The organism is Eubacterium sp. F2 (assembly GCF_046244355.1).
Taxonomy (GTDB): Bacteria; Bacillota; Clostridia; order Peptostreptococcales; family Anaerovoracaceae; genus Aminicella.
In genome coordinates, this window is record NZ_CP176393.1 from 1,401,714 (window position 1) to 1,418,550 (window position 16,837).

Genomic DNA, 16,837 nt, shown 5'->3' on the forward strand with positions numbered 1-16,837 from the left:
ACAGCTATAGAGGAGAGATAGATATGAAGTTTTTAAAACGCGCGGGAATCATTGCGGTTGCTGTAATGGCTTCGATGATGATGCTTCTTCCGTCTGCGGAGATTGCGTTTGCGGAACCGACAGCCGGAGGGCAGAGTGGAAGTTCGTCTTCCAGCTCACAGCAGAGCCAGGGAACATCGACTTCCGGACAGTCTTCAGGCACATCTGGACAAAGTCAGAGCGGGACTTCCGGAAGCAGTACGTCAGGAAGTTCATCAACGTCCGGGTCCGGGAACTACAGTTCTAATACATCTGGGAATTCATCGACATCCGGCACAACTTCAGGAAGCACATCTTCCTCCTCGACTTCGGGACGTTCAACGATTTCCGGCAGTACGTCCACTTCAGGAAGCACGTCTTCCTCTGCTTCTTCGACAAAAGAGAGCAGCAAGGACACATCTTCCGGATCTGCAAAACATCAGGCAAGCAAGGCGGATTACAGCCTGAAGTCACTGTCCAGCTACTACTATGACAGCAATCATAAGCAGCAGAAACGTCATAAAGATGAAATCGCCATCAGCTTTACCGGCGGAGCGTCTGACAGCGTTTCCAATATGGACCGCATCGGAACGTATTATACCAATGAGCAGAAAGCCTATCCGGTTTCCTTCCTGATGGATACGGGAAATGCTTCTTCTGAGGCACCGCTGTCTGCTGTTTTCAGCAGCCAGGCTCCGGTTTACCGGATCATGGGTTCGGCAGGTTATGATGCTGCCGGAATCGGAAGCGGAGAATTCTCCTTTGGCGCATCTTCTCTTGCATCTGCGCTGAATACTGCAGTAAAGAGCCAGGACATTGTTCCTTATCTGTCCTGCAGCAATGTATCCGTAAGCGGATCCCTGAAGAAAGCATATAAGAATTTTGGGGTTGAAAATTATACGCTAATCACACGCTATGGAAAGAAAATCGCGGTATTCTCCGTTATTTCCAAGTCTGCCTTTGACAAGGCGGGAATCAGCGGCGTGAAATACAGCGACTACGTAAAGACGGCAGAACAGACCGTTAAGAAGATCCAGAAGAAAGAGGATCCGGATCTGATCGTCTGCCTGGCCAATACGACGGATTCCGATTCGCTTTCTGAGAGCAGCAGACTGAGCAGCATCTCCGGACTGGATCTGGTCCTGACCGGCGGCGGAAAGGGAAAGACGCAGGCATCTTCCGGAAAGGCAGCAGTCGTACAGAGTGCGGCGGCATCTTCTCTGAACACCGTCGTGTTCAAGACGAGCGGAAAATCCTATAAGTACAGCAAGGTCATCAAGGCTGATCTGAACAAGGTCTCCAAGAAGGCATCTGTAACTTCTGAAATCAAGAAGTTCAACAAACTCAGTGATTCCGCATATTTCTCAAAGTACGGTCTTCCGTTCAGTGAGACTCTTGCGGACAACGCGACGGATTTCGGAACGGTTTCTGCACTGTCGCAGAGTAAGACGGACCTCGGCTTCACGAATCTGCTGACGGACTCTTACATCTATGCGGCTCGTCACATGGCAGGCGTTAAACAGAGTAATATTATATCCATCATGTCTCCGAAGACGGTATCCGGTGTGTTTTCTAAGGGAACGCTGACATCCGGAGATGTGTATGCCGATCTTGGAAGCGGAAGCAGCAATGGAACCGCCGGACAGGGATTAAAATATTTCTATCTGACCGGAAAGGAACTCCAGAATGTCGCGGAGCTCACTTCATCGGAATATAAGAGTGATGCATCAAAACGGCTGTACTTTGGCGGAGTGTCCTATATCTACAATCCGCACCGTGTTCTGAGCAATAAGGTTTACCAGTTCCGTCTGGTCGATCAGAATGGCCGGAAGACAAAGGTGGATGATAATAAGCGCTACCTGGTGGTTGCTGATGAAAATGCAGCGGCAGTACTGAAGAATATTTCCAAAGGCCATGGACAGTCCCTGAGTGTTTCTATGAAGGACTCCAGCGGCCATGCGCTCAGCACGGTTCCGTATCTGAAAAACGGAAAGAAGACGGTTAAAGTCTGGGGGGCGGCTGCAAGATATGTGAAATCGATGGGATCCGTTCCGGCTAAGTACAGTAAGACTGGTGTCCGGATGGTTTATGACGGAAGCATTCTTCCAAGCCATCTGCTGAAGGAGACAAACGGTGTTGCCGGTATTCTTCTTGCGATTGCGGCCATCGTAATTGCCGTCGTTATTCTGCTGATCATCCTTCTGGTTCATATCTTCCGTGGCGGAAGAGGCGGAAGAGGAGGCGGATTCGGTGGAAGACGCAGACGCGACAGAGATATCTTCGGCGGAGGCGGACGCGGAAGAAGAACCCGCTATCCAAAACGCCGCAGAAAAGAGCGTTCGATTTTCACAAATAAGTAAGCGGACGGAAAGCAGAAGTCCGGTTTTTCGGGTCCCGGACGGATCCGGAAACGATCAATTCAAGGAATACGAGAAGACAGCCCGATATCTTTCAGGCTGCCTTTTTTATATGCCTGAAAGGGCTGGTCAGAAGGCTGAGTTTTCAGGCATTTTAGCGGAATTGCCGGAGTGGGGGCTGGCTTGTTCTTTTGTTGAAAAGTGGGGGAAAGTGGTGTAAAATGGTGTCAGATTTAACAGTGGGGAAGTGAATTCTCGAGCGATGTACAGATTAAGGTGCGTGTAAGCAGGCATCTGCCTGCAGAAGCGCGGGTTGGAAAAGGAGTGAGCCGCTGCGTGTTCATGGGCACCTATCACAATTCTATAGATGCGAAGAACCGTATGATCGTTCCGTCCCGTTTTCGCGACAAGCTTGACGGTGTCTGTATTCTTACAAAGGGAATCGATCCCTGCCTGGAAATCTATTCCATGGATGATTGGGAGAAGCTGGAAGAGAAAATCAGTGAACTTCCGGAATCTGATCCGGCAGTACGCTCCTTCATCCGTCATTTTTTTGCCAATGCAGCAGAATGTTCCTTTGATAAACAGGGAAGAATCGTTATCCCGTCCGAACTGATCCAGTATGCCGGAATCCAGAAAGACCTGGTTACCATGGGCGCAATGCGCAAGATCGAGGTCTGGAGCAGAGAAATCTGGGAAACTCCGGATAATGAAGGCCGGATGGATTCGGATGAGTTTGCGGAGGCATTGAAAAAATACAACTTTTAGGAGGAAGCATGGAGTTTCATCACGTTCCGGTCATGCTCCGGGAATGCATGGAAAATTTAAATATTGATCCTTCCGGGGTATATGCTGACGGAACGCTGGGCGGTGCCGGTCATTCCAGTGAGATCTGCAGACGGCTGAATCAGGACGGCATGCTGATCGGAATAGACCGTGACCGGGATGCTCTGCAGGCGGCCGAAGGCCGTTTACAGGAATTCTCTTGCCAGAAGATTTTTGTCCAGAGCAACTACTCTGACATCAAGGATATCCTTAAGGACAGAAATCTTCCGCCTCTGAACGGAGCGCTCCTGGATCTGGGGGTATCTTCCTTCCAGCTCGATGAGCCGGAACGGGGGTTTTCCTATATGCACGATGCGCCGCTAGATATGAGAATGAACCAGCAGGATAACTTCTCCGCCTGGGATGTTGTAAATACTTATAGTGAAAAAGAATTGAAGCAGGTTATTTCTAAATACGGGGAGGAACGCTGGGCGGCCAGGATCGCGCAGTTCATCGTCCGGGCCAGAGCGGAGCATCCGGTTGAGTCTACCGGGGAGCTGGTGGACATCATCAAGCGCGCCATACCGGCGGCGAGCAGAAGAGAGGGCCCTCACCCGGCAAAAAGAACCTTTCAGGCGATCCGCATAGAGGTCAATGATGAACTCGGACAGCTGAAACGGGCGGTGGATGCCTTTTGCGATGTACTCGCACCGGGAGGACGGCTTGCCATCATTACCTTTCATTCGCTGGAGGATCGGATTGTCAAACAGGCCTTTCAGAAGCGTGCCAATCCGGATCAGGGCATTCTTGCGGGGCTGCCGCCGGAGCTTGCCGGTGATGCGGTGAAACAGGCGGATATCCGCAGGATTACGAAGAAGCCGATTACTCCTTCCGATGAGGAGCTGGAACAGAATCCGCGATCCCGTTCCGCCAAACTGCGTGTAATCGAGAAACTTTAACGCTGATCAGATTTAGAAGTATACTCCTGCCGCGGGGCAGGTTTAATGCTGTAAAAACGGTCGTCACATGTAAACTGGATGAATTTGGAGAGATGATTGATGAAAAGCCGGGAGAAGAAAAGAGTTATTATCGCGATGGTCATTATCGGACTTATGCTTATCGTTCTGGTTGTGCTCACAGCGTTTGCATCTGAAATCAGAAGCGAGAACAACACGCTGATCACGAAAAACGAGGCACTTCAGGGAGAAGTGGACACGCTGAGCGTGAAGATCAAAACCAGCAACAGCGTGGATCACATCGAGAGCGTTGCAAAGCAGAAGTTCGGAATGGTCTATCCGACTTCCGACCAGCGGATTTACATCACATCGAAAGATAAACCAGCACAGAATTTTGCGGCGGTCATCCGCGAGCAGGCATATCAGTAAATCATGATTCGATGAAGCAAGCGTGCCGGACAACTGACTATCATCCAGGCTGTCCGGCAGTTTTCATTCATACGGAAGTGCAGATAGGGGTAATACATATCGAATGAGGAATATCTCAGCAGAAAATAAAAGAAGACTGGTCTGGGTTTTTGTGTTTCTGGCAGTGATGATGCTGATCATGCTGTTTCGGACAGCATGGATTCAGATCGTGCACGCTGATGAATACCGTGAAAAGGCAATCAGTCAGCAGACCAGCGACCTTCCTGTTCAGTCTAAGCGCGGATCGATTTACGATACCAACGGCAAGGTTCTGGCAAGCAGCGCAAACTGCTATGCGGTATGGGCACGTCCTGCTCAGCTGAAGAGCACCTATTCATCAGAGAAGATCACGGAACTCAGCAGAAGACTTGCGGTGATTTTAAACATGAAGGCATCTGCCGTAAAGAGCAGACTGACCTCGAATAAAAGCCTATGCCTGGTATCCCCGTACGTAACCCGGAAAACCAGTACACGGATCCAGAAACTGAAGATTACCGGACTGGAAACGGCCAGAACAACGAAGAGATACTACCCTCTCGGAAGTTCGGCGGCGAAACTGATTGGAAGTGTAAGCTCCAGCAATACCGGAAGAAGCGGGATCGAGCTGGAGTTTAATAATGAGCTTGCCGGAATCAACGGCCGCTCCATTAAGGAAACTGATATCAACGGAAATACGCTTGCCTTCGGAAAGAACAGAATTTACGGCGCGAGAAACGGCTACAACCTGACGCTGACCATCGATGAGGTTCTTCAGCATTATGCCACGAATGCCGTTGCGGCAGGAATGAAGAAGACACAGGCCAAGAAAATCATGTGCATCGTCATGAATCCGAAAACCGGAGATATTCTGGCCATGGTGACAACGCCGTCCTTCAATCCGAACGATGCCATGGAGCCGTCTTCCGCTTCTGCCCAGAAGAAGTTCAACAAGATGTCTTCCAAGCAGCAGTCAAAGTATTTAAGCGCCATGTGGAAAAATCCGATCGTCAGTGATCTGTATGAGCCGGGTTCCACCTTCAAGCTGATCAATACAACGGCGGCCCTGGAAGAGGGAAATGCGACTCCGAACACGAAATTCTACTGCAGTGGCTATACAAGGGTTGCGGGCACGACCCTGTACTGCTGGCAGAAAGCCGGACACGGTTCAGAGACACTGACCTCCGCGGTTGGAAACTCCTGCAATCCGGTTCAGGTCCAGCTTGCGCTGAAGCTCGGAAAAGACAAGTACTATAACTATCTCCACCTGTTCGGCATCACCGATAAGACCCATGTGGATCTTCCGGCAGAGACATCCGCGATGATCAAGGACAAAAATAAAATCAGCAAGGTGGATCTGGCAACCATGGCATACGGCCAGGGAATTGCCGTCACCCCGCTTCAGCTGATCACCGCGATTTCCTCCATCGGAAATAACGGCGTGCTGATGAAGCCGAGAATTGTAAAGAAAATGACAGATTCCAGCGGAAAGACGGTAAAAACCTTCCCGGTAAAGAAAGTCCGCCAGGTCATGTCAAAGAAAACAGCTTCGGAAATGTGTAAAATCATGGAGTACGAAGTGAATAAAGGAAGCGGAACGACTGTCAAGATTGCCGGATACAGCATCGGCGGAAAAACGGGAACCGCAAACAAGGCGGAGAACGGCGGATATTCAAGCGATACCTATTCTTCCTTTATCGGAATGGCGCCGATGAATAATCCGAAGCTTGCCGTTCTGGTTGTTGTGGACAGCCCGAAGGGGGTCCATTACGGCGCGCAGACAGCAGGACCGATTGCAAAGGCCTTTTTAAAGAAGGCCCTGCAGTATAAGGAGATTGCGCCGCATTATACATCTTCGGAAAAGAAGAGCCTGAGTTCGTCGATTTCCACGATTCCGGACGTCACAGGCATGTCTTCCGTGAAGGCAGAGGCAAAGCTGGAGAAGCTCGGCCTGAAGGTCAAGGAATCTCCGTCCGGAAGCGGAAAGTTCACGGTTAAGGCGCAGTACCCGAAGGCCGGAAAAGTCGTCAAGCGCGGCACGACCGTATATATCTACCGTGAGTAGCCGGTAATACCCGGGCAGGATCAGTCTGCCGGGAACAGATATACAGGAAAAAGGCGCAGAAGCGCAGGAAAGGCAGGAGAATGGATAATATTTCCATAAAAGAAATTATAGACGCGACACACGGAGAACTGATCGCAGGACCTTCTGAGGGTTTCATCACGGGAGTCAGTGCGGATTCCAGAGAGCTGAAGAGGGGCGATCTGTTCATTCCGATCATCGGAGAGCGGACAGACGGACATAAGTACATTCCACAGGTTGCGGAAAAAGGAGCCGCCGCTGTTTTCACCATGAAAAAAGAAGCTGCGGAAGGAGTCAGCGGACCGTCGGTCATTTTGGTGGAAGACTCTGTGCAGGCATCGCAGGACCTTGCCGCATATTACCTCGACCGTATTCAGGTAAAGCGGATCGGAATCACAGGCAGTGTGGGAAAAACTTCAACCCGGGACATGACGGCGGCCATCTGCTCCGAACGGTTTAAGACCGGCAGGGCGCAGAAAAACCTGAACAGCACCATTGGGACGCCGCTTGCCATTTTTGGCCTGGATTCCAGTATGGATGTTGCTGTTCTGGAGGAAGGAATGGTCGCAAGAGGTGAGATCCACGACATCTCCAAAATCGTGCGTCCGGATACCGCAGTGATCACCAATATCGGCATTCAGCATATTGAGTATCTGAAAACCAGAGAAAACATCCGCAGGGCCAAGATGGAAATTACGGATTTCTTCGGCCCGGAAAATACGCTGGTCATCAATGAGGACTGCGATATGCTGGACAGAACGGGAATCCACGGAGACTATAAAGTGATTACCGTCGGAAAGACAGACCGCCAGGATTTTTATGTTGACCAGATCGAGGAAAAAGGCGGAGAAGGAATCAGCTTCTGCCTGCATCACGGAGATGATTCCGTAGAAATTCATCTCGCTGTCAACGGAACACATAATGCCATCAACGCGGCACTTGCCTGCGCGGCGGCCTCAACCTTCGGCTGCACACTGGAAGACGCAAAGAAAGGCCTTGAGAAACTGCAGGACCTCACTGGAAAACGTCTGAAGTTTGAAAAGAACGGCCGGTTTACCGTCATTGACGATACTTACAATGCCGCGCCGGTTTCTATGAAATCCGCGATTGACACGCTGATGAACACAGAGGCGGACCGTCATGCAGCCATACTGGGCGAGATGTATGAACTTGGTGATGAAGCCGTTAAAGGCCACCGGGAGGTCGGCCTGTATGCAGCAGAGAAGAAGGTCGATCTTCTTCTCACCGCAGGTGATCTTGCGAAGAACATCGCGGAGGCGGCAGAAGAAAATGGATTGAAAAACGTGAAGTGGTTCCCGGATAAGGAGAAGCTGGAAGCGGCTCTTCCGGATCTGCTGAAGGACGGTGATGCCATTCTGCTGAAGGCATCCAATTCCATGCATCTTTCTGAAACTGCAGATAAGATTCTGGAGATGAAATAATCCGGAAAACGGAGCTGCGGGAAAGTCAGTCTCCGTGATTCTGAAAACAGGCGCCCGGACGGAATTTAAGAATTCTGAAGGCCGGACATTATCCAATGAAGTCGTGACACAGAGGGGGAACATTATGCATTTACTGCGTCCAATCATATATCTATGCGTATTCGCAGCGGGATTCCTGCTGTCCGTACTGTTTACGGGGCTGGAAATTCCGTTCCTGAAAAAGAGACAGCTGAGACAGTACATCCGTGAAGAGGGACCGAAGTCCCATCAGAAAAAGGCCGGAACACCGACCATGGGAGGTGTGGCCATTTATGCGTCCATCATTGTCACTTCCCTGGTTTTCGGCGCACTTGAGCTGGACAGCCTGAAAAGCATGCTGGCCGTTGTTGCCTTCGGCTTCTTCTTCGGACTGATCGGATTTCTGGATGACTTTATCAAGGTTGCGGAGAAACACAATCTGGGACTTCGTGCCTGGCAGAAACTCGCACTGCAGATTCTCTTTTCCATTCTGCTCTGTGTGTACATTATGAAATTTACCAATCAGGGAACCAATGTCTGGATTCCGTTCATCAACAGAGATGTCGCCTTCGGCATCTGGTACATCCCGTTCGTCATTTTTGTTATGGTCGCCATGACCAACAGCGTCAACCTGACCGACGGACTGGACGGACTGTGCGGCGGAGTCACAGCCATTGTCTCCTTGTTCTTTGTCATTGTCGGACATCACTTTTTGTCGCCGACGACAGAGATCTACTGCCTGGCAATGGCGGGCGCATGCGGCGGATTCCTGGTCTTCAACCACCATCCTGCCAAGATCTTCATGGGTGATACGGGTTCACTGGCACTGGGCGCCGGACTTACAGGCGCGGTTCTGCTGACCAAGGCGGAACTGCTGATTCCATTCGCCGGATTCGTATTCGTTATGGAATCTGCATCCGTAATTATTCAGGTTGTATCTTTTAAAACCAGAGGAAAGCGTGTGTTCCGCATGTCGCCGATCCATCATCACTTCGAGCTCGGCGGAATGAAGGAAACGAGTGTTGTGCACATGTTCTGGGCAATTGCGCTGATCTGCTGTGTCATTGCCTATGGAATTATGAGAATCGGCTAGGCTTCCGTATCTCAAGGGGGGAGAAATCAATGTTGAACGAGGAATTATCGAACAAAGCAAATATAGCAAGAAAAAACGTTCTGATTGTCGGCCTTGGTAAATCCGGCATCGCCGCAGCACAGGCGATGATACATCTCAAGGCAAAAGTAAGCATTCAGGATTCCAAGAAGAGAGAAGAAATCGACACGGGCCTTCTCAGCATGTTTGAGGATCAGGGCGTAAAGTTCTATCTCGGGGAAACACCGGAAGACATGACTCAGTTCGATATGCTGATTTTAAGTCCAGGCGTAAGCCCGGAGCTTCCGTTCATTCAGGCGGCAAAGGATGCCGGCGTAGAGGTGACCGGTGAGCTGGAGATCGCCTACAGAGTCGCGAAGGGCCGCTTTGTCGCCATCACAGGCACGAACGGAAAGACAACCACAACGACGCTGACGGGAGAAATTTTCAAGAGAGCCGGAAGAACCACCTACGTCGTAGGAAATATCGGAAATGCAGTCATCGCGGCTTCGGAGAAGTCAAAGGAAGACGACTGGATGGTTACCGAGGCCAGCAGCTTCCAGCTGGAGACCACCCGCTACTTCAAGCCGGTTGTTTCCGCAATCCTGAACGTCTCCCCGGACCATATGAACCGCCATCATACCATGGGCGCCTACATTGCCGCGAAATCCAATATTTTCGCCAACCAGACCGAGAATGATTATTTCGTCACCAATATGGATGACCCGATCTGCAGAAAGCTCATGGAGCAGAGCAGGGCAAAGGTTGTTCCGTTCAGTTCCACACAGCAGCTGGATTACGGTGCCTTCGTTCAGAACGGCCGACTGGTTCTGAAGAAAGAGGACGGAACGATTGTCGACTTCCTCGGCGCAGATGAAATGAAAATCATCGGCGACCACAACATTCAGAACGCCCTCGCCGCAGCAGCCGTTTCTTACTGTGCGGGAATCGATGAGAAGACCATCGGAGATGCGATCCGCGCATTCGGCGGCGTCGAGCACCGTCTGGAGTACTGCGGAAAGATTCAGGGTGTCGACTATTATAACGATTCGAAGGGAACCAATACGGACGCTTCGGAAATCGCGATCAAGGCAGTCGGAAAGAACATTATTCTGATTGCCGGAGGAGACGCAAAGGGACAGAATTTCGATGAGTTCGTAAAGTATTTCAAGGGCAGAGTCAAGCATGTCATGCTCCTGGGAAGAGACGCGCACTTCATCAGAGAGTCCGCAGAAAAGACCGGATTCAGCGCATTTACAGAGTGTAAAGACATGGATGACTGCGTAAAGAAGGCCTTTGAGATGGCAGAGCCTGGCGATACCGTTCTTCTTTCCCCTGCCTGCGCAAGCTGGGATATGTATGACAACTATGAGCAGAGAGGCGATCATTTCAAGGACTGTGTAAGGAGACTTGAGAGTTAATGGTGAAGAAACTGCTGAAAAGATGGAGAATACGTCCCTTTCTGAAGCGTAAGCTGGGAGACAGCGATTTCGGCATCATTTTCCTTACAATCGCACTGGTCATTTTCGGCGTGGTTATGGTGTTCAGCGCAAGTTACTATTATTCCCTGAATAATACCGGTTCGCCGTACGGATATCTGAAAAAGCAGACCGTCTGGGCACTGATCGGATTCGGTCTGATGTATGCCTTTTCCAAACTGGATTACCATTTCTGGCGCCGGGCATCCATCTGGATCCTTCTGGGCAGTCTGGTGCTGCTGCTGCTGGTTCTGACGCCTCTGGGAACGAATGTAAACGGCGCGACGAGATGGATTTACATCGGCCCGCTCAGTATTATGCCGGGAGAACTTGCCAAGGGAGCGATTATCGTCTATGTCGCGGCCTACTATTCCGCGAACACAAAGAGGATCAAATCCTTTACACAGGGTGTGCTTCCGATGGCAGCGGTTGTGGCGGTGTTCTGCGGCCTGATTGTAAAACAGCCGAACCTGTCTACAGCGATTACCCTGGCAGGCATTGTGTTTCTGATGATGGTGGTAGCCGGACTGAACCGCTTCTGGATCGTTTTAGCAGCGGTCGTTTCTGTCGGCGGTGCAGCGTTCGTCGTATCCGCGAGGGAGTTCCTGAGCGGAAGCAGCGCCTACTGGGCCAGACGTATCACCAGTTTCATGAACCCGTTCGCAGACGCGAAGGGAGACGGCTATCAGGTCGTTCAGTCTCTTCTGGCACTGGGAACCGGCGGTCTGAAGGGCCTGGGCCTGGGACGCAGCATCCAGAAAAACCTCTATCTGCCGGAACCGCAGAACGATTTCATCCTTTCCATTATCGGAGAGGAGCTTGGATTCATCGGTGTCCTGTTTCTGCTCTGCGTCTTCCTGCTTCTGGTCTGGCGCTGCCTGGTCATTTCCATGAGGGCACCTGACCGGATGGGAATGCTCCTTGCGGCAGGATTCGGAATCATGATCGGTGTGCAGGTTATCCTGAATGTGGCGGTCGTCACATCCTCGATGCCGCCGACCGGAGTTGCGCTTCCCTTTATCAGCTACGGAGGAAATTCACTCTGGATTTTCATGGGCGGAATGGGAATTACGCTGAATATTTCCAGGCAGATATCCGGCGGAGGCGAGATCGTCCGGGAAGATACAGAAGAAGTCCGCAGGACAAAAAGAAAAAGCAAGAGAAATAAACGATCTGTGCGCCGCCGCAGAGCTGCACAGTCATAACGTCGTAATGTTGAAGGAGAAATAATTTAAATGAGATTAATCATCACTGGTGGAGGCAGCGGAGGACACATTTATCCGGCCCTTGCGATTGCAGATGAAATCTGTAAACAGGAACCGGGATCGAAAGTCCTCTACATCGGAAATCATGTCGGACTGGAAACGGAAATTGTGCCGAAAACCGGATATGACATGGAGCTGGTTGCCGCGCGCTGGTTTGAGAAGACGCCGCTGGGAGTCATAAAAACGTCAGCGGTGACCCTTCACGGATCAAATCAGTCGCTCAGGATCATGAAAAAATTCAGACCGGACGCGGTGGTCGGAACCGGCGGATTCGTCTGTGTGCCGGTTATCCACGCGGCACACCGCTATGGATGTAAAGTGTATATCCACGAGCAGAACGCTTTCCCGGGAGTTGCGAACCGTTTTCTGGAACGCTACGTCACCCGCGTATTTCTGGGATTCGGCGATGCCTCACGGTATTTCAAACAGCCGCAGAAACACACGGTTGTCGGAAATCCTGTACGCGACAGGTTCTTTAATGTTGACCGTGCCGTCTGCAGAAAGAACCTGGGACTGAGCCCGGATGACTTTGTCATTTTCTCCTTCGCGGGAAGCCAGGGAGCCAACCAGATGACCCGGGTTATGTACGAAGTCATGAAGCAGCTGAACGGAAAGAAAAATATCGTTCTTCTGTTCGGAACCGGCACCCTGCATTACGGCTGGGTGCAGGACCAGATTAAAGAAGACGGAGTTCAGCTGCAGGATAACATCCGCATCATGGATTACATCAATGATATGGAAAATTACCTCGGAGCAAGCGACCTGGTCATCAGCCGCGCGGGAGCACTTTCCGTGGCAGAGACCTGCGTAACCGGACGCGCGTCCATTCTGGTGCCGTCTCCGAATGTTCCGGGCAACCACCAGTACTTCAATGCCAGATCGGTTTCCGACAAGGGCGGTGCGATCCTGATTGAAGAAAAAGATTTTACAATGAATAAAGTCATGCAGGAGATTTATCATCTGCAGGAACATCCGGAAGAACTCCGGGCAATGGAGCAGGCAGCAGAGAAATGTGCGCCGAAGAATGCCACAGAGAGAATCTATCAGGTGATCAGAAGTGATCTGGATGCCAGATAGCGCAGGGTTAGGGATCTGACCCGGGATTCCATTCTGCTTCTGCCGGAAAGCTTCTGTGATTGCGATAAAGATATTCAAGGAGGGGGCAGAATATGGACGATCGTGAACAGAAAAAAATAGACGATACGCAGCAGCGCTATCCGACGAGCCGGAATTCTGTTCACGTTGACTTTGACTGGGGAACAGGAGAGGAAAAGAAGGATTCTCCTTCTCCGGATGAAGCCCTGAATTTCTTCAGAAATCGCGGGGCCGGCGCGGAGGAAAACAGCGCTTCGGATTACTCCGGAAGGAGTGGCCAGGACATGGTGGAGCCCTCTGCGGAAGAAAACAACAGGGATGCAGATCTAGAGGCGCGGAGTCCGGAGGATCTGGGATTTCACAAAGTGCCGAGAAAAAAGAAAAAGCACAGGAAAAAGCATATCCTGCTGGACATCCTGATCGTCATCGCTCTTGCGCTGGGCCTTGCCGCCTTCCTTTTGTCGCCTGTATTCAACGTCAAAAACATCGACGTTCAGGGAAATCACTATTACTCAGACAGTGAAGTGATCAATATCGCGGATGCGCAGAAGGGTGAGAGCCTGTTCGCGCTGAGCGGATACAGGCAGATGAAGGACAGGCTGCTGCAGAATCCGTACTTTACGGAGGTGAAATTCCGCTTCCATCTGCCGTCGACCCTGGTTATCCGGGTGAAGGAAAGAAAACAGGTGGCGGCCATCAAGTACGGCGATCAGTATATCGTAATTGACGGAAAGGGACGGGTGCTGAGAATCACCAGTGTCAACCCGGACATCACGATTCTGAAGGGCCTGAAGCTCAGCCGGATCACGCTGGGAAAGCGAGTGCGGGCGGAGCAGAGCGGAACCCTGCAGTATATGCTGGATATGATTGCGGAGACGCAGAAAGGCGATTTTTATTTCCGGGAGATCGATATGTCTGGCGTTATCGTGAAAGCGTACATCACCAGAACACTTCTGGTAAAATGCAGCGCCTCGCAGCTGAAAAAGGCGGTTGCGGACGGAAATCTGCAGAAGGTCGTGAATAAACTTTTCAAGAGTAAAATTTACAGAGGCACGATCAGTATAGGAAAAGCGGATTACATGTATTTCTCGCCGTCAGTATCATAATGTAAACGGGCAGAAACGTGTGTATTCAATAGATAATGATAATGCAAAACACTAAATTATATGGTAGAATAAAACATACTATGTATCCAAGGAGGCAGTGGGGATGTTGCAATTTGAAAATGAACAGGATACGTCAGCTGTTCTGAAAGTAATCGGAGTCGGCGGCGGCGGATGTAATGCGGTGAACCGCATGATTGAAACCGGGCTCGGCGGAGTTGACTATATAGCCGTTAATACAGACCAGCAGGCACTGAAGAAGAGCAATGCGGAAACGAAGGTGCAGATTGGTGAAAAACTGACCAAGGGACTGGGCGCCGGCGGAAACCCGGAGATCGGCCAGCATTCTGCGGAAGAGACGCTCGATGATATCGTGCAGCTGATCAAGGGAAGCGACATGGTCTTTATCACAGCCGGAATGGGCGGCGGAACAGGAACCGGTGCGGCTCCGATCATCGCCAAGGCTGCGAAGGACATGGGAATCCTGACGGTCGGCGTGGTCACCAAGCCGTTTACTTTTGAGGGACGCAAGAGAATGCAGCAGGCAGAGAAAGGTCTGCAGTTCCTGAAGAAGTACGTCGATTCTCTGGTTGTCGTTCCGAATGACAAGCTGATTGAGAACAGTGAGAAAGATACCTCCCTGCTTCAGGCATTTGCGATGGCAGACGATGTCCTGCGTCAGGGTGTTCAGGGAATCTCCGATCTGATTTCCGAGGATGCGCTGATCAATGTGGATTTCGCGGATGTAAGATCGGTCATGACCGACCGCGGAATCGCACACATGGGAGTCGGCAAGGGCAAGGGCGAGAACCGCGCCAAGGATGCGGTTCAGGCAGCCATCGAGAGTCCGCTGCTGGAGACCAGAATCGACGGTGCCAAGGCAATCCTGCTCTACGTTGCAGGCGGCTACGATCTGGGCATGATGGAGGTCAACGAAATCGCAAGCCAGGTCGAGGAGCAGGCGGCAGACGATGCAATCCTGATCTTCGGTGCATCCGTAACCGAGGAAATGAAGGACGAGGTTTCCATTACGGTGATTGCAACCGGATTCGGAAGCTCCGGACTGGAAGACGGACCGGACAGCTTTACTGCGCCTAAGGGAATGAACAACCGCAGAACCGTAATGACAGACAACGGTCTGCGCGGCAAGGAAGTCACTCTGGATGACATTTTCCAGAGCACCCGCAGTGAGAACCCGGTGGATTCCAAGTTCGACATTCCGACCTTCCTGAATAATAACAAGTAAACCGGCGGAAATCAGCCATCCGGCAGAAGTCCGCAGGCAGAAGAGAATGAGTGAAGCCGGTTTCTGCCGGCTTCATTGTTTACTGAATCAGTGTGCAGAAGGAGGAATCCATGGTCACTTATGTCACATCGAAGGATAATCCGGTTTTCCGGGACTGCCGGAAACTTCTGCATAAGAAACACCGCCAGAAGGAGAAGCGCTTTCTGACGGAGGGCGACAATCTCTGCGCAGAGGCTGTCCGCTCGGATATGGCGCAGGATCTGATTTTCTGCGAGGGGACCCGTTACGCGAAACACGCGGAGGACTGGAATTTCAAGGCTTCCTATATTTTCAGCCGGGAGCTCTTCCAGCAGATTTCCGACACCGAGACCAGCATGGGCGTTCTGGCCGTCGTCCGTCAAAAAGAAATCAGCCAGGAGGAAATGGAGCGTCTGGAAAGTTCTGACGGGAACATCGTCATCCTCGACCAGCTCCAGGATCCCGGAAACATCGGAACGATTATCCGTACCGCGGAGGGCGCCGGATATGAGGCCGTGGTCTGCGTAAAGGGGACCGCGGATATCTACGCGCCAAAAACGGTCCGCGCGGCGGCAGGATCGATTCTGCGGCTTCCGCTTCTGTTTGAGGACAGCGCGGACAGCGCCGCGGAACTGGCCCACCGCCTGGGAAAGAAGATCGCTGTGACAGATGTCCACGGTGAATTTCCCTATTATGAGGCCGGACTTTCTGAGAAAACAGCCCTTGTTATAGGAAATGAAGGAAACGGCGTGGAACGGAAATTCCTCGACGCGGCGGACGTGCGTGTGACGATCCCGATGCGGGGCGGGCTGGAATCTCTGAATGCCAGCATTGCCGCGGCCATTCTGATGTATGAGGCCGTGCGCGGGAAATAAGAAGTATTGAAATGATGAGTTTACAGGGCAGGGCCCTGAGAACATAGTAATGAAGGTGGATGCAGTATGGCAGACAGTGTAAAAGTGAGGATCTTCGGACAGGAGTACAGCATAACCGGGGACAAGACGCCGGAGGAAATCGAAAAGATCGCATCTTACGTGGATGAGAAGATGAAGCTGATTTCCAAGGTCGCGGGCGGAGGAACTGTCAGCGGTGTGCCGGCTCTGACCTGTCTGAATATTGCAGAAGAATATTTTGACCTGCTGTCCAGAATGGACCGTCTGCGTACGGAAAAGGAAAAGGCCGTCAATGACAGCAAGCAGTATCTGCGGGCCATGGACGAGGCAAAGGATTCCTACGTCAAGGCGAAGGACCAGATGGAGAAGATGAAGTCGGAGCGCCAGAACGAGCAGACGGTGCGCCGCGATCTGGAAAAGAAGTGCGCAGAGTACGAGAATTCGATTTTTGATCTTCAGATGGAAAACATCCAGCTGAAGAGTGAGCTGGAGAAGATGAACCAGAGCGGCCTGACCGGAAAGTCCTCTTCCGACAGCGATGAAAGCAAGAAATAAAAGTAATTCAG

The 16,837-nt window shown here is 51.4% G+C and carries 14 protein-coding genes; all 14 read left to right on the forward strand.

Annotated elements, in window-relative coordinates:
• Nucleotides 1–23 precede the first annotated feature (23 nt).
• Nucleotides 24–2,378, forward strand: a complete 2,355-nt coding sequence (locus ACI77B_RS05905; protein WP_409335969.1) for a 5'-nucleotidase C-terminal domain-containing protein — start codon at nt 24–26, stop codon at nt 2,376–2,378.
• A 273-nt stretch (nt 2,379–2,651) separates the two neighbouring features.
• Entirely contained in the window at nt 2,652–3,143 is a 492-nt protein-coding gene (gene mraZ, locus ACI77B_RS05910) for a division/cell wall cluster transcriptional repressor MraZ (RefSeq protein WP_409335970.1), read from the forward strand.
• Between the two features lie 8 nt (nt 3,144–3,151).
• Nucleotides 3,152–4,099 (forward strand): 16S rRNA (cytosine(1402)-N(4))-methyltransferase RsmH, encoded by a 948-nt coding sequence (gene rsmH, locus ACI77B_RS05915; protein ID WP_409335971.1) that lies wholly within the window; start codon nt 3,152–3,154, stop codon nt 4,097–4,099.
• Nucleotides 4,100–4,198: 99 nt separating this feature from the next.
• A complete protein-coding gene (locus ACI77B_RS05920; RefSeq protein WP_409335972.1) occupies nt 4,199–4,525 on the forward strand; it encodes a cell division protein FtsL in 327 nt (108 codons plus the stop codon).
• Between the two features lie 103 nt (nt 4,526–4,628).
• On the forward strand, nt 4,629–6,605 hold the full coding sequence (locus tag ACI77B_RS05925) for a penicillin-binding transpeptidase domain-containing protein (RefSeq protein WP_409335973.1): 1,977 nt from the start codon (nt 4,629–4,631) through the stop codon (nt 6,603–6,605).
• 80 nt (nt 6,606–6,685) lie between these two features.
• A complete protein-coding gene (locus tag ACI77B_RS05930) occupies nt 6,686–8,065 on the forward strand; it encodes a UDP-N-acetylmuramoyl-tripeptide--D-alanyl-D-alanine ligase (protein ID WP_409335974.1) in 1,380 nt (459 codons plus the stop codon).
• Nucleotides 8,066–8,189: 124 nt separating this feature from the next.
• Complete coding sequence (gene mraY, locus ACI77B_RS05935; RefSeq protein ID WP_409335975.1) at nt 8,190–9,176, forward strand: phospho-N-acetylmuramoyl-pentapeptide-transferase; 987 nt, start codon at nt 8,190–8,192, stop codon at nt 9,174–9,176.
• A gap of 29 nt (nt 9,177–9,205) precedes the next feature.
• On the forward strand, nt 9,206–10,594 hold the full coding sequence (gene murD, locus ACI77B_RS05940) for a UDP-N-acetylmuramoyl-L-alanine--D-glutamate ligase (protein WP_409335976.1): 1,389 nt from the start codon (nt 9,206–9,208) through the stop codon (nt 10,592–10,594).
• Nucleotides 10,594–11,856 (forward strand): putative lipid II flippase FtsW, encoded by a 1,263-nt coding sequence (gene ftsW, locus ACI77B_RS05945; RefSeq protein WP_409335977.1) that lies wholly within the window; start codon nt 10,594–10,596, stop codon nt 11,854–11,856. The genes murD and ftsW overlap by 1 nt, the downstream gene beginning before the upstream one ends.
• 30 nt (nt 11,857–11,886) lie before the next feature.
• A complete protein-coding gene (gene murG, locus ACI77B_RS05950; protein ID WP_409335978.1) occupies nt 11,887–12,993 on the forward strand; it encodes an undecaprenyldiphospho-muramoylpentapeptide beta-N-acetylglucosaminyltransferase in 1,107 nt (368 codons plus the stop codon).
• Between the two features lie 92 nt (nt 12,994–13,085).
• Nucleotides 13,086–14,117, forward strand: coding sequence for a cell division protein FtsQ/DivIB (locus ACI77B_RS05955; protein WP_409335979.1), 1,032 nt, complete (start codon nt 13,086–13,088; stop codon nt 14,115–14,117).
• Nucleotides 14,118–14,220: 103 nt separating this feature from the next.
• On the forward strand, nt 14,221–15,360 hold the full coding sequence (ftsZ, locus tag ACI77B_RS05960) for a cell division protein FtsZ (RefSeq protein ID WP_409335980.1): 1,140 nt from the start codon (nt 14,221–14,223) through the stop codon (nt 15,358–15,360).
• A 110-nt stretch (nt 15,361–15,470) separates the two neighbouring features.
• Entirely contained in the window at nt 15,471–16,253 is a 783-nt protein-coding gene (locus tag ACI77B_RS05965; RefSeq protein WP_409335981.1) for a TrmH family RNA methyltransferase, read from the forward strand.
• Nucleotides 16,254–16,319: 66 nt separating this feature from the next.
• Nucleotides 16,320–16,826, forward strand: coding sequence for a cell division protein ZapA (zapA, locus tag ACI77B_RS05970; RefSeq protein ID WP_409335982.1), 507 nt, complete (start codon nt 16,320–16,322; stop codon nt 16,824–16,826).
• The last annotated feature ends 11 nt before the right edge of the window (nt 16,827–16,837 follow it).